We start from the raw sequence: 13,024 nt of genomic DNA, 5'->3' as shown, positions 1-13,024 counted from the left end.
GCGAATTACTTCGCGTCCTTCTCGGACTCAGCGGCTGCTTCCTCAGCGGCCGGAGCCTCTTCGGTAGCTGCAGCTTCAGTCTCAGTGACCTCAGCCTCGGGAGCCTCTTCGGTCTCGGCAACCGGAGCTGCTTCGGCCTTCTCGGCGTCCTTCTTGTCAGCGTCGCGCTTGGCGGCGGAGGTAGCCTCGGCTACGACTGCCTGCTTGGCGGAAACCGGCTCGAGAACCAGTTCGATGACGGCCATGGGAGCGTTGTCGCCCTTGCGGTTGCCGATCTTGGTGATGCGGGTGTAGCCGCCATCGCGGTTCTCCACTGCCTGTGCAATGTCGGTGAACAGCTCGTGGACGACGCCCTTGTTGCTGATCAGGCCGAGTACACGACGGCGGGAAGCGAGGTCGCCACGCTTGGCGAAAGTCACCAGGCGCTCGGCGTACGGCTTCAGGCGCTTGGCCTTGGTCACCGTGGTGGTGATCCGCTTGTGCTCGAAAAGTGCGGCGGACAGGTTCGCGAGCATAAGACGCTCGTGAGCCGCTCCGCCTCCGAGGCGCGGACCCTTAGCGGGGGTAGGCATTATAGTTTCTCCTCATATGGAAGCCGTTGGGCTGCGCACACCAGGGTGCATCCAGCCAGCCGGCCAAGATCTGTTGGTTAGAGCTCGTCGTCGCTGAACGCGGCGTCGTCCTCTTCGATGGCTGCGGCACGTGCTGCGAGGTCGAAACCGGGAGGGGAGTCCTTGAGGGACAGGCCCAGTTCGACCAGCTTGGCCTTGACCTCATCGATGGACTTCGCACCGAAGTTGCGGATGTCCATGAGGTCAGCCTCGGAGCGGGCAACGAGTTCACCCACGGTGTGGATGCCCTCACGCTTGAGGCAGTTGTAGGAACGGACCGTCAGGTCCAGATCCTCGATCGGCAGGGCCATGTCGGCTGCCAGGGCAGCGTCCGTCGGCGACGGGCCGATCTCGATACCTTCAGCTGCGGTGTTCAGCTCGCGGGCCAGACCGAACAGTTCCACCAGGGTGGTACCTGCCGAAGCAACGGCGTCGCGCGGGGCGATTGCCTGCTTGGTCTCGACGTCGACAATGAGCTTGTCGAAGTCAGTGCGCTGCTCAACACGGGTAGCTTCCACGCGGAAAGTAACCTTCAGGACCGGCGAGTAGATCGAGTCGACCGGGATGCGGCCGATCTCGGAGTCGCCGGACTTGTTCTGAGCTGCCGAAACGTAGCCGCGACCGCGCTCGATGGTCAGTTCGAGTTCGAACTTGCCCTTCGAGTTCAGCGTGGCAATGTGCAGATCCGGGTTGTGGAATTCGACGCCGGCCGGCGGAGCGATGTCCGCGGCGGTGACGACTCCCGGGCCCTGCTTGCGCAGGTAAGCAACAACCGGCTCGTCGTGCTCGGAGGAAACCGACAGGTTCTTGATGTTCAGGATGATCTCGGTGACATCTTCCTTGACACCCGGAACCGTGGTGAACTCGTGCAGCACGCCATCGATCCGGATGCTCGTTACAGAGGCACCGGGGATGGAGGAGAGCAGGGTACGGCGGAGGGAGTTTCCGAGGGTGTAACCAAAGCCCGGCTCCAGCGGTTCGATGATGAACCGGGAGCGGTTTTCGGAGACGACCTCTTCGGAGAGGGTGGGGCGCTGTGCAATGAGCACTTAGGTTTCCTTTCGGCGAGCATCCGCTATATGACGCAACACAGGTGGTGGAAAGATCGGTCTGAAGACTTAACGCGGCCGGGCTTGCCCGGACCGGTGAGGGTCCGGGCAAGCTCCTGGGCGCTGGAAAGCCTTAGACGCGGCGGCGCTTCGGCGGACGGCAGCCGTTGTGGGCGCTGGGGGTGACGTCCTGGATGGAGCCAACCTCGAGGCCAGCGGCCTGCAGCGAGCGGATGGCGGTTTCGCGTCCGGAACCCGGTCCCTTGACGAACACGTCAACCTTGCGCATGCCGTGCTCCTGTGCACGCTTTGCGGCGGCTTCGGCGGCCATCTGGGCAGCGAACGGGGTGGACTTACGCGAGCCCTTGAAGCCAACCTCACCGGACGAAGCCCAGGAGATGACAGCACCGTTCGGGTCCGTGATGGACACGATGGTGTTGTTAAAGGTGCTCTTGATGTGCGCCTGGCCCAGCGCGATATTCTTCTTGTCCTTCTTACGCGGCTTGCGAACCGCGCCACGAGTCTTCGGGGGCATTTTTTCTCCTACAGAAAGTTATTGGGGGAAAGCCTCGTTAATCCCTCAGGGATTAACGGGCCTTCTTCTTGCCTGCGACGGTGCGCTTCGGACCCTTGCGGGTACGTGCGTTCGTCTTCGTACGCTGTCCGCGCACTGGCAGGCCCTTGCGGTGGCGAATACCTTCGTAGCTGCCGATTTCAACCTTGCGGCGGATATCAGCGGCCACTTCGCGGCGAAGGTCACCCTCAACCTTGTAGTTGCCTTCAATGTAGTCACGCAGCTCAACCAGCTGTGCGTCGGTCAGGTCCTTGACCCGAACGTCAGCACTGATGCCGGTGGCAGTCAGGGTTTCGTGTGCACGGGTCTTGCCCACGCCGTAGATGTAAGTAAGCGCAATTTCCAACCGCTTTTCGCGGGGAATGTCTACGCCAGCGAGACGAGCCATATTGGCAGTACTCCTTGTATAAACCGGAGGTCGTAGGCAGTACACCCGCAGTTTCACTGCGGCCCCAGCCTCCGACCGGGGGTTAGCTGTCCGGGCTCAATACGTCCCAGTTCAGCTTGTGCTGCCTTTATTTACTTGCGTGGGTTAGCAACCCAGGGTTTCCCGTGAGGGAAATTAGCCCTGGCGTTGCTTGTGGCGCGGGTTCTCGCAGATCACCATGACCCGGCCATTACGGCGGATCACTTTGCACTTTTCGCAGATCTGCTTGACGCTCGGCTTGACCTTCATGGCGTTCCTTTGCGTGTTGCAGTTGGTCAGCTGGACCGGCCCTCGGCTGTTGCTCTGGCCGCCCAGTGTTTATTTGTAGCGGTAGACGATACGACCACGTGTCAGGTCGTAAGGGCTCAGCTCCACCACTACGCGGTCCTCGGGGAGGATCCTGATGTAGTGCTGGCGCATCTTTCCAGAGATGTGTGCCAGAACGATGTGCTTGTTGGTGAGCTCAACGCGAAACATCGCGTTAGGCAGCGCCTCGGTCACAACGCCCTCGATCTCAATGACCCCGTCCTTCTTGGCCATACCCTCCGCTAACTGTTGTTGCCGCAGCCTCCCGGTTTGCACCGGTCATGACCGCGGACGTTTTTGATTGGTTGGTTGGTGCCACCCGACCACAAAAGGGCACAACGGGGCAGACAACCAACAGACAACACTACGCCATTGCGGTCCGATTGTTAAATCCGGAGTTAAATCCGCCTATCGTAGCGCACTCAGCGCCCGTACGCACCTAACGTCCCGGCCGCCGTCGTCACTGCCTCCGCCCGCGAGATCCCGTCAAGGATGGCAAGCCGGACGACGTCGGCGGCCGCGCTCTGCAGTGTAATGAGGCTGATCTGCCGGGCCGTCTGGGTGCTGCGGTCCAGCGCGACGGCGCCCGTCGCCAGGGCGAACACGGTGTCGCCGTCGGCGAGGGTGTGGCTAGGCGCCAGCGCCCGGGCCAGTCCGGCATGGGCCGCCGAGGCCGTCCGCTTACAGTCCGCCTTGTCCAGGACGGCATCGGTGGCGACGACGACGAGGGTGGTGTTGAGCGGGGGCGGTGCTTGCGACGGCGCCGGCTCGGAGACTTGCGCGGCTTTCGCCGCATCAGGCGAAGTGCCAAATGGGAGTCCCAGCGCATTGACTACCGCAATGGCGCCAACGGTCACCCCGTTTTCCAGGGTGATGGCTGCGGTGCCTACTCCCCCTTTGTAGGTTCCCCGGCCGATTGCTGCTCCCGTGCCGGCGCCGACATTGCCGCGTTCGACGTCGTGCCCTTCCGGCTGCGCGGCGGCGGCGGCGGTCGCCGCGTAGCCCATCGCCTCGTCGGGGCGGGCGGAGAAATCACCGCCGCGGCCCAGATCGAAAATTGCGGCCGCCGGCACGATCGGAACGAGCCCGCCGGGGACGGGAAAGCCGCGGCCGTTCTCCTCGCACCAGCGCTGGGCACCGTGCGCCGCGGCGAGGCCAAAGGCGCTGCCCCCGGTCAGGACGACGGCGTCCACTCTCGAGGACAGCGTGGTGGGATCCAGCGCGTCCGTCTCATGCGTCGCGGGCCCGCCGCCCCGGACGTCGACCGAGCCCACCGTGCCCGGCGGCGGGAGGACCACCGTCACGCCGCTCAGCCAGCCGTCGCCGGATTTCTGGACATGTCCTATCCGGATCCCGGCGACGTCGGTGATCGCTCCTGTTGCTCCCATGGCTCTATTGTGCGCCCGGGTGCGGGCCACTGCCCGCATCCCTGTCAGCAAGGAAGTCCAGCTCGCAGCCGCCACGTTCCTGAGCTTTGCTGGCGACACGCAAAATCCCTGGCGCTACCGGTATTCCGGTGTCGCCAGGGATTTTTCGTGTCTCCAGAAAACTTGCGAGTCGCCGTGTGCAATGGGCCTAGGGGATCGGGACGGGCACGACGCCGAGGGGCGCCAGTTTCGCCGCTCCCCCGTCCGGCGCCGAGAGGACCCAGATCCCCTTCTCGTGCACGGCGACGGAGTGCTCCCACTGGCAGGAGCGCTTGCCGTCAGTGGTGACAACGGTCCAGTCGTCGTCGAGGACGGCGGTGTCGATGCTCCCGCGGACCAGCATGGGCTCGATTGCAAGGCACAGCCCCGGGCGGATTTTCGGTCCGCGGTGGCTGGTGCGGTAGTTCAGCACGTCCGGGGCCATGTGCATCTCGGAGCCGATGCCGTGGCCCACGTAGTCCTCCAGGATGCCCAGCGGCTTGCCGGGAACGGAGGAGACGTAGTCGTCCACCGCGTTGCCGACGTCGCCCACGAATTTTCCGGTGGCCAGGGCTGCGATGCCTCGCCACATGGCTTCCTCGGTGACCTCGGACAGGCGCACGTCCTCGGGATCGGCGGTGCCGACAATCACGGTCCGCGCAGAATCGGAGTGCCAGCCGTCCACGATCGCGCCGCCGTCGATCGAGATGATGTCGCCGTCCTGCAGCACCCGGCCGCCGGGGATGCCGTGGACCACTTCTTCATTCACCGAGGTGCAGATCGTGGCCGGGAATCCGTGGTAGCCGAGGAAGTTGGACTTGGCGCCGGCGTCCTGGAGCACGGCGGCGAAGACCTCGTCCAGCCGGGCCGTGGTGACGCCCGGGGCCGCGGCGGCCACCGCTGCGTCCAGTGCCCGGCTCAGGACAAGCCCGGCCTCGTGCATCGTGCGCATCTGGGCGTTGGTCTTGTATTCAATGCGTGCCTGGCCGAATGCCATCTGTACCTCAATGTTTTCTCTCGCGGTCCGGTGGCGCTTCAACCCGGGCCTCCACCATGGGTCATCAACCCAAGTCTTCAAGCTCTATTCTCCCGCACCGGCACAGTGGCCAGGAACGGGCTGTTGGGCGGGCCCGCCCAACAGCGAAGGGCGCGTCCCGTACACGATGGTACGGAACACGCCCTTCTGTACTGCTTCAGTTGCAGTGCACAAGCGTGGTTCAGGCGGCCTGGGCCGACTTGATCGCTTCCATGACACGCTCGGTGACTTCGTCGATGCCGCCGATGCCGTCCACCTGGGTCAGGATGCCGCGCTCGGCATACTTGGCCACGACGGGTTCGGTCTGCTCGTGGTACAGGTCCAGCCGGTGACGGATAACGCCTTCGTTGTCGTCGCTGCGCCCGGTTTCCTTGGCACGGCCCAGGAGGCGGGTGACCAGTTCCTCGTCGTCCGCGGTGAGCTGAAGCACGACGTCGAGCTTCTGGTCGGCGCCGGCGAGGATCTCATCGAGGTAATCCACCTGTGCGGTGGTGCGGGGGTAGCCGTCCAGCAGGAAGCCTGCCTCGACGTCGTCTTCGCTGAGCCGGTCGCGCACCATCTTGTTGGTGACGCTGTCCGGGACGAAGTCGCCCGCGTCCATGTACTTCTTGGCTTCGACGCCGAGCGGAGTCTCACCCTTGACGTTGGCGCGGAAGATATCTCCGGTGGAGATCGCAACGACGCCGAGGCGTTCCGAAATGCGTTCCGCCTGCGTTCCCTTGCCGGAGCCGGGAGGTCCGATAATCAACATTCTCGTCATCGCAAAAGCCCTTCGTAGTGACGTTGCTGTAGTTGCGCATCAATCTGCTTCACGGTCTCCAGACCGACGCCCACCATGATCAGGATCGAGGTGCCGCCGAACGGGAAGTTCTGGTTCGCGTTGATCAGGACAAGTGCAACCAGCGGGATCAATGCCACGAAGCCGAGGTAGAAGGCTCCGGGCAGGGTGATCCGGGATAGGACGTACTGAAGATAATCCGCGGTCGGCTTGCCGGCGCGGATGCCCGGAATGAAGCCGCCGTACTTCTTCATGTTGTCCGAGACCTCTTCGGGGTTGAATGTAATCGCAACATAGAAGTAGGTGAAAAACACAATCATGGCGAAATACAGTGCCATATAGATCGGGTGGTCGCCCTTGGTCAGGTTGTTGTTGATCCACTCAACCCAGGGCTGCATCGGCTCGCCGGCCTTCGGCTGGTTGAACTGAGAGATCAGCCCCGGCAGGTACAGCATGGATGAGGCAAAGATGACGGGCACTACGCCGGCCATGTTCACCTTGATCGGGATGTACGTGCTGGTCCCGCCGACGGTGCGGCGGCCGATCATGCGCTTGGCGTACTGCACCGGGATACGGCGCTGGGACTGCTCCACGAAGACCACGAGGGCCACGGTGAGCAGGCCGATAACCAGGACCAGGAAGAAGGTACCGGGGCCCTGGGCCTTCCAGATCGCACCGAGCGAGCCCGGGAAGCCTGCCGCGATGGACGTGAAGATGAGCAGGGACATGCCGTTGCCGACGCCCTTCTCCGTCACGAGCTCGCCCATCCACATGATCAGGCCGGTACCGGCCGTGAGCGTGATGATGATCAGGACCGTGGTGACGATGGAGGTGTCCGGGATGATCGGCAGCTGGCAGTTTGGCAGCAGCTGGCCGGACCGTGCCAGCGACACCAGTGTCGTGGCGTTGAGCAGGCCGAGCGCGATCGTGAGGTACCGGGTGTACTGGGTCAGCTTCGACTGCCCGGATGCGCCCTCCTCATACAGCTGCTGGAAGCGGGGAATGACCACCCGGAGCAGCTGGACGATGATGCTGGCGGTGATGTAGGGCATGATGCCCAGGGCAAAGATGGATACCTGCAGCAATGCACCGCCGCTGAACAGGTTGACGAGCTGGTAGATCCCGCCCGAGGTCTGACCGTTCTGCAAGCATTGCTGGACATTCTGGTAGCTCACACCAGGCGAGGGGATGAAGGCACCCAAGCGGAAGATTGTGATGATTCCCAGCGTGAACAACAACTTGCGTCGCAGATCAGGCGTGCGAAAGGCCCGGCCAAATGCGCTAAGCAAGCGTCCTCCTGAGTAATAAGTAAAGTCGTGTGAGACAGGTCAAATAAACCCAACAACCGAGTCTAACGGGTGGATGCGCCCGGCGAACAATCGGCAGGGCCAGGAAAATGAAAAAAACTCCCGGCACCGGGGGCCTGGGCCCCTGGTACCGGGAGTTTTCAACAACGGGCAACTGCCCCGCCGCCTCGTTAGAGGGCGGTGGTGCTTCCGCCTGCTGCGGCAATCTTTTCAGCGGCACTGGCCGAGAATGCGTGGACGGTGACGTCAACCTTGACGGTGATGTCGCCGGTGCCCAGCACCTTGACGGGCTGGTTCTTGCGAACGGCACCCTTTTCGACCAGGTTCTCCACGGTGACTGCGCCACCTTCCGGGAACAGCTCGTTGAGCTTGTCCAGGTTTACAACCTGGTACTCAACCCGGAACGGGTTCTTGAAGCCGCGCAGCTTCGGCAGGCGCATGTGCAGCGGCAGCTGGCCGCCGGCAAAGCCAGCCTTGATCTGGTAGCGGGCCTTCGTACCCTTGGTACCGCGGCCAGCGGTCTTACCCTTGGAACCTTCACCACGACCAACACGGGTCTTGGCGGTCTTGGCACCCGGGGCGGGACGCAGGTGGTGAACCTTCAGTGCGTTCTGCTTTTCAGCGGCGCCCTGTGCCTTTTCGGCGGTGTTCTTCTCTGCCATTTACTTCGCCTCCTCTACCTTTACCAGGTGCGGAACCGTGTTGAGCATCCCGACGGTCACGGCGTCGGCGGTGCGGACAACGGTGTGTCCAATCCGCTTCAGGCCGAGGGACCGCAGGGTGTCGCGCTGGTTCTGCTTGCCGCCAATGGCGGACTTGATCTGAGTGATCTCCAACTTTGCATCGGAGACAAGCACGTTCTTAGCCATGACTCAGACACCTGCCTTCTGGTTCAGGAGAGCCTTCACCATTGCCGGCGGAGCGATCTCATCGAGCGGGAGGCCGCGGCGTGCTGCCACTGCTGCCGGCTCTTCGAGGCGCTTCAGGGCATCAACGGTCGCGTGAACGATGTTGATGGCGTTGGAGGAACCGAGCGACTTGGAGAGGATGTCGTGGATGCCCACGCACTCCAGTACTGCACGGACCGGGCCACCGGCGATAACACCGGTACCGGCGGAAGCCGGACGCAGCATGACGACGCCTGCGGCGGCCTCACCCTGAACGCGGTGCGGGATGGTGCTGCCGATGCGGGGAACGCGGAAGAAGGACTTCTTGGCCTCTTCAACGCCCTTCGCGATGGCGGCGGGAACTTCCTTGGCCTTGCCGTAGCCGACGCCGACCATGCCGTTGCCGTCACCGACGACGACGAGGGCGGTGAAGCTGAAGCGACGACCACCCTTGACGACCTTGGAAACACGGTTGATGGTTACAACGCGCTCTACGAACTGGCTCTTCTCGGCTTCGCGGCCGCCGTCACGGCCACCACGGCCGCCACGGTCGCCACGGCCCTGGCCGCGGTCGCCACGCTCGCCACGACGGGCGCCACCACGGCGGTCGTCAGTGGTAGCAGGCGCAGCGGTCTCAGTTGCCGGAGCAGCTACAGCTTCAGTCACCTGAATGTCCTTTTCGTTATTTTCGGTCACAGTGCCAGCCCACCTTCACGTGCGCCGTCAGCGACGGCGGCGATCCGGCCGTGGTACTTGTTACCACCGCGGTCGAAGACAACTGCTTCGATACCGGCAGCCTTGGCACGCTCGGCGACCAGTTCGCCAACGCGCTTGGCCTTGGCGGTCTTGTCACCGTCGAATGCACGAAGGTCGGCTTCCAGTGTGGAGGCGCTTGCCACGGTCAGGCCCTTGGTGTCATCGACAACCTGGACGAATACGTGACGTGCGGAGCGGTTGACGACCAGACGCGGGCGTACAGCCGTACCGGAGATGCGCTTGCGGATACGAAGCTGGCGGCGGCTGCGCTGGGCAGACTTGCTCTTGTTCGTACGCTTCTTGTTAATTGCGATCGCCATGGTTACTTACCAGCCTTTCCGACCTTGCGGCGGATGACTTCGCCTGCGTAACGGATGCCCTTGCCCTTGTAGGGGTCCGGCTTCCGCAGCTTGCGAATGTTGGCAGCAACCTCGCCGACCTGCTGCTTGGAGATACCTGAAACAGAGAGCTTGGTCGGGGTCTCAACTGCAAAGGTGATGCCGTTCGGTGCCGAGACGTTGACCGGGTGGCTGTAGCCCAGAGCGAACTCCAGGTCAGATCCCTTGGCCTGGACGCGGTAACCAGTACCGACAATCTCAAGCTTCTTCTCGTAGCCTGCGGTGACACCCTGGATCATGTTGGCGATCAGGGTGCGGGTCAGGCCGTGCAGCGAACGTGAGGCGCGCTCATCGTTCGGGCGGGCGACAGTCAGGGTGCCATCTTCCAGGGAAACCTCGATCGGGCTGGCCACAGTGTGGCTCAGCTCGCCTTTGGAACCCTTGACGCTGACGACAGAGCCGTCAACCTTGACCTCAACGCCGGCAGGAACGGTGATGGGGAGACGTCCAATACGTGACATTATTCTCTTCCTTTCCCGTTACCAGACGTAAGCGAGGACTTCGCCGCCCACGCCCTTCTTGCCGGCCTGCTTGTCAGTCAAGAGGCCGGAAGAGGTGGACAGGATTGCGACACCCAGGCCACCGAGCACGTGCGGCAGGTTGGTGGACTTTGCGTAAACGCGCAGTCCCGGCTTGGAAATACGACGAACGCCAGCGATTGAACGCTCGCGGTTCGGACCGAACTTGAGCTCGAGGGTCAGCTTCTTGCCAACCTCAGCGTCTTCTTCTTTCCAGGAGGCGATGTAACCTTCAGCCTTCAGGATGTCGGCAACGCGTGCCTTGAGCTTGCTGTACGGCATGGTCACGGAGTCGTGGTATGCCGAGTTAGCGTTGCGCAGACGCGTAAGCATGTCTGCGACGGGATCTGTCATTGTCATGTGGGCTCTTGCCCTTCCTCATAACGGTTTCCGCCGTGCCGGTTGTCCCGAACAGAATTCGGAACCAGCGGGCGGACCTTTTACGTAGCTAGATTAGTCTTCGGTCTTGAACGGGAAGCCAAGCGCCTTGAGCAGCGCACGGCCTTCGTCGTCGGTCTTGGCAGTGGTCACGACGGTGATGTCCATACCGCGAACGCGGTCGATGGAATCCTGGTCGATCTCGTGGAACATAACCTGCTCGGTCAGACCGAAGGTGTAGTTGCCGTTGCCGTCGAACTGCTTGCCGCTGAGGCCACGGAAGTCACGGATACGCGGCAGAGCCAGCGTGACCAGACGGTCCAGGAATTCCCACATGCGGTCCCCACGCAGAGTTGCGTGTGCACCGATCGGCATGCCTTCGCGCAGCTTGAACTGTGCGATCGACTTGCGGGCCTTGGTTACCTGCGGCTTCTGGCCGGTGATCAGGGTCAGATCGCGGACAGCGCCGTCGATCAGCTTGGAGTCCTTGGCGGCATCTCCAACACCCATGTTCACAACGACCTTGACCAGGCGGGGAACCTGGTTGACGTTCTGGTACTTGAATTCCTCAGTCAGCGAGTTCTTGATGGAATCGGCGTACTTGGTCTTCAGACGAGGAACGATCTTGCTTGCCGGAGTCTCGAGAGTCTCAGTCATTAGATGTCCTTCCCTGAGCTCTTGGCCACGCGGACGCGCACTTCACGCTTCACGCCATCGCGCTCAACGGTCTCGGTGCGGAAACCGACGCGGGTGGGCTTCTTGGTGGACGGGTCAACCAGGGCCACGTTGGAGATGTGGATCGAAGCCTCGACGACCTCGATGCCACCGGTCTTGGTGCCGCGCTGCGACTGACCGACCTTGGTGTGCTTGGTTACGCGGTTAATGCCTTCAACCAACACGCGGTTGGTCTCCGGGAATACGCGCAGAACCTTGCCCTGCTTGCCTTTGTCGCCGCCGCGCTCAGCCTTGGCGCCAGTGATGACCTGAACGAGGTCACCCTTTTTGATCTTAGCCATGGACTAGAGCACCTCCGGAGCCAGAGAAACGATCTTCATGAACTTCTTGTCACGAAGTTCACGACCAACCGGTCCGAAGATACGGGTACCGCGGGGGTCACCGTCGTTCTTCAGGATGACGGCTGCGTTCTCGTCAAACTTGATGTAGGAACCATCCGCACGGCGGCGTTCCTTCTTGGTACGGACGATGACAGCCTTGACGACGTCGCCCTTCTTTACGTTGCCGCCCGGAATTGCGTCCTTGACGGTAGCGACGATTACGTCGCCAATGCCTGCGTAGCGACGGCCAGATCCACCGAGAACGCGAATGGTAAGGATTTCCTTAGCACCCGTGTTGTCGGCGACCTTGAGTCGCGACTCCTGCTGAATCACTATTTACTCCTTGCGTCGCGCTGGTTCTCAGACCGAAAATCTTCCTACGGAATGAGCCTTGCGGAACGGTTGATCGGGGTGTCTCTTGACCTGCCTGGATTTTGCCAGACCAGGCCTAAACGCCCGTGCCAAAAACATTTGCTTCCCAGGCGGTTCCCGACGGGTCGGGGCGCAAGGGGGCACTATGCCGTGGCACGATTGTTTACGAGGTTGATGACGGCGCGCTAAAGGCGCCATACAAACTCAAAATCTTAGCACGTTTTGGGCGTATCCCCATATCACAGCCCTGGCGCCAGCACACGTCAGCCCGCGCCCGCGGTGGCATCACACGGCGGCGCCACGCACCACTGCACCGCATCTCCCGGCGGCGGCGTCACTCAGGACAGGCTGTGGGCCCGCCTGCCGCCGGGCACCTGCGGAAACCCGGCCGGCCGACGTCGAAGGACTCCCCAAAGCCTGCTCCGCGTGACGGGCGACGCCGCTGGTACGGCTGCCGGCAACGCGGAAGCCCCCGCTCCCCCAAAGGGGAACGAGGGCTTCTGCTGTATCACCAGGCAACAAGTGCAGGTGTTACTTGGCCTTCTCGAGGATCTCGACCAGACGCCACCGCTTGGTAGCGGAGAGCGGGCGGGTCTCGGCGAGGAGCACGAGGTCGCCGATGCCGGCGCTGTTCTCTTCGTCGTGAGCCTTGATCTTGGCGTTGCGGCGGATGACCTTGCCGTAGAGGGCGTGCTTCACGCGGTCTTCGACCTGGACAACGATGGTCTTTTCCATCTTGTCCGAGACGACGTAGCCGCGCTTCGTCTTACGGTAACCGCGCTCGTCAGCCTTGGCTGCGTCGGAAACAGTTTCCGTCACGTTCTCGTCCTTTTCACTCACTTGGCATCCTCCTCGGTTTCAACCGTTTCAGCCTTCTCGGCCTTCTTGGTTGCAGCCTTCTTGGACTTCTTCTCTTCCTTGGCTTCCACAACCGGTGCGGCAACCTCGGCACGAATGCCCAGCTCGCGCTCACGGAGAACGGTGTAGATGCGGGCGATGTCCTTCTTTACCGCGCGCAGACGACCGTGGTTCTCCAGCTGACCGGTGGCGGACTGGAAACGCAGGTTGAACAGCTCTTCCTTGGCCTTGCGGAGTTCTTCAACGAGACGCTCGTTGTCGAAACCGTCCAGCTGTGCGGATGCAAGTTCCTTGGATCCTACTGCCAT

The 13,024-nt window shown here is 62.4% G+C and carries 21 protein-coding genes; all 21 read right to left on the bottom strand.

What is annotated here, in order from left to right; all coding sequences use genetic code 11:
* Positions 1-5: 5 nt before the first annotated feature.
* On the bottom strand, positions 6-572 hold the full coding sequence (rplQ, locus tag MRBLAR12_RS09705; protein ID WP_229992795.1) for a 50S ribosomal protein L17: 567 nt from the start codon (positions 570-572) through the stop codon (positions 6-8).
* A gap of 77 nt (positions 573-649) precedes the next feature.
* Complete coding sequence (locus tag MRBLAR12_RS09700; RefSeq protein ID WP_018773683.1) at positions 650-1,660, bottom strand: DNA-directed RNA polymerase subunit alpha; 1,011 nt, start codon at positions 1,658-1,660, stop codon at positions 650-652.
* A 133-nt stretch (positions 1,661-1,793) separates the two neighbouring features.
* Complete coding sequence (rpsK, locus tag MRBLAR12_RS09695; protein ID WP_018773682.1) at positions 1,794-2,195, bottom strand: 30S ribosomal protein S11; 402 nt, start codon at positions 2,193-2,195, stop codon at positions 1,794-1,796.
* 52 nt (positions 2,196-2,247) lie between these two features.
* On the bottom strand, positions 2,248-2,622 hold the full coding sequence (gene rpsM, locus MRBLAR12_RS09690) for a 30S ribosomal protein S13 (protein WP_229992794.1): 375 nt from the start codon (positions 2,620-2,622) through the stop codon (positions 2,248-2,250).
* A 174-nt stretch (positions 2,623-2,796) separates the two neighbouring features.
* Positions 2,797-2,910 carry a 50S ribosomal protein L36 gene (gene rpmJ / locus MRBLAR12_RS09685; RefSeq protein ID WP_009358722.1) on the bottom strand — a complete coding sequence of 38 codons (114 nt, stop codon included), beginning with the start codon at positions 2,908-2,910 and terminating at the stop codon, positions 2,797-2,799.
* Between the two features lie 69 nt (positions 2,911-2,979).
* A complete protein-coding gene (gene infA / locus MRBLAR12_RS09680) occupies positions 2,980-3,201 on the bottom strand; it encodes a translation initiation factor IF-1 (protein ID WP_009358723.1) in 222 nt (73 codons plus the stop codon).
* A gap of 188 nt (positions 3,202-3,389) precedes the next feature.
* Positions 3,390-4,355 carry a P1 family peptidase gene (locus MRBLAR12_RS09675; protein WP_364745523.1) on the bottom strand — a complete coding sequence of 322 codons (966 nt, stop codon included), beginning with the start codon at positions 4,353-4,355 and terminating at the stop codon, positions 3,390-3,392.
* Between the two features lie 187 nt (positions 4,356-4,542).
* Positions 4,543-5,370: a type I methionyl aminopeptidase gene (gene map, locus MRBLAR12_RS09670; protein ID WP_229992792.1), complete on the bottom strand. Its 828-nt coding sequence runs from the start codon at positions 5,368-5,370 to the stop codon at positions 4,543-4,545.
* Positions 5,371-5,590: 220 nt separating this feature from the next.
* The gene (locus MRBLAR12_RS09665; protein ID WP_229992791.1) at positions 5,591-6,160 is read right to left on the bottom strand and encodes an adenylate kinase; all 570 of its coding nucleotides are present in this window, start codon (positions 6,158-6,160) and stop codon (positions 5,591-5,593) included.
* A 5-nt stretch (positions 6,161-6,165) separates the two neighbouring features.
* Positions 6,166-7,476, bottom strand: coding sequence for a preprotein translocase subunit SecY (gene secY, locus MRBLAR12_RS09660; RefSeq protein ID WP_229992790.1), 1,311 nt, complete (start codon positions 7,474-7,476; stop codon positions 6,166-6,168).
* Between the two features lie 188 nt (positions 7,477-7,664).
* On the bottom strand, positions 7,665-8,156 hold the full coding sequence (gene rplO, locus MRBLAR12_RS09655) for a 50S ribosomal protein L15 (RefSeq protein ID WP_091563112.1): 492 nt from the start codon (positions 8,154-8,156) through the stop codon (positions 7,665-7,667).
* Positions 8,157-8,363, bottom strand: coding sequence for a 50S ribosomal protein L30 (rpmD, locus tag MRBLAR12_RS09650; protein WP_018773676.1), 207 nt, complete (start codon positions 8,361-8,363; stop codon positions 8,157-8,159). It lies immediately after the preceding gene.
* 3 nt (positions 8,364-8,366) lie between these two features.
* On the bottom strand, positions 8,367-9,047 hold the full coding sequence (gene rpsE, locus MRBLAR12_RS09645; RefSeq protein ID WP_173403037.1) for a 30S ribosomal protein S5: 681 nt from the start codon (positions 9,045-9,047) through the stop codon (positions 8,367-8,369).
* A 26-nt stretch (positions 9,048-9,073) separates the two neighbouring features.
* Entirely contained in the window at positions 9,074-9,457 is a 384-nt protein-coding gene (gene rplR / locus MRBLAR12_RS09640) for a 50S ribosomal protein L18 (protein ID WP_018773674.1), read from the bottom strand.
* A 2-nt stretch (positions 9,458-9,459) separates the two neighbouring features.
* Positions 9,460-9,996 carry a 50S ribosomal protein L6 gene (gene rplF, locus MRBLAR12_RS09635; RefSeq protein ID WP_011692797.1) on the bottom strand — a complete coding sequence of 179 codons (537 nt, stop codon included), beginning with the start codon at positions 9,994-9,996 and terminating at the stop codon, positions 9,460-9,462.
* A gap of 18 nt (positions 9,997-10,014) precedes the next feature.
* Positions 10,015-10,413: a 30S ribosomal protein S8 gene (gene rpsH, locus MRBLAR12_RS09630; protein ID WP_018773673.1), complete on the bottom strand. Its 399-nt coding sequence runs from the start codon at positions 10,411-10,413 to the stop codon at positions 10,015-10,017.
* Between the two features lie 93 nt (positions 10,414-10,506).
* Positions 10,507-11,088, bottom strand: coding sequence for a 50S ribosomal protein L5 (gene rplE / locus MRBLAR12_RS09625; RefSeq protein ID WP_091563108.1), 582 nt, complete (start codon positions 11,086-11,088; stop codon positions 10,507-10,509).
* Positions 11,088-11,447, bottom strand: coding sequence for a 50S ribosomal protein L24 (gene rplX / locus MRBLAR12_RS09620; protein ID WP_024366125.1), 360 nt, complete (start codon positions 11,445-11,447; stop codon positions 11,088-11,090). Before rplX ends, rplE begins: the two co-directional genes overlap by 1 nt.
* Before the next feature lie 3 nt (positions 11,448-11,450).
* Positions 11,451-11,819, bottom strand: a complete 369-nt coding sequence (rplN, locus tag MRBLAR12_RS09615; protein WP_003803789.1) for a 50S ribosomal protein L14 — start codon at positions 11,817-11,819, stop codon at positions 11,451-11,453.
* 570 nt (positions 11,820-12,389) lie between these two features.
* Positions 12,390-12,698: a 30S ribosomal protein S17 gene (gene rpsQ / locus MRBLAR12_RS09610; protein WP_051628707.1), complete on the bottom strand. Its 309-nt coding sequence runs from the start codon at positions 12,696-12,698 to the stop codon at positions 12,390-12,392.
* Positions 12,695-13,024 (bottom strand): 50S ribosomal protein L29, encoded by a 330-nt coding sequence (gene rpmC, locus MRBLAR12_RS09605; protein WP_066436863.1) that lies wholly within the window; start codon positions 13,022-13,024, stop codon positions 12,695-12,697. Before rpmC ends, rpsQ begins: the two co-directional genes overlap by 4 nt.

Origin of the sequence: Arthrobacter sp. LAR12-1-1.1 (assembly GCF_040676555.1) — a bacterium.
Classification (GTDB): Bacteria; Actinomycetota; Actinomycetes; order Actinomycetales; family Micrococcaceae; genus Arthrobacter.
Note: the sequence above shows the minus strand (reverse complement) of the source record. Positions and strands in the feature narration are given on the sequence as shown.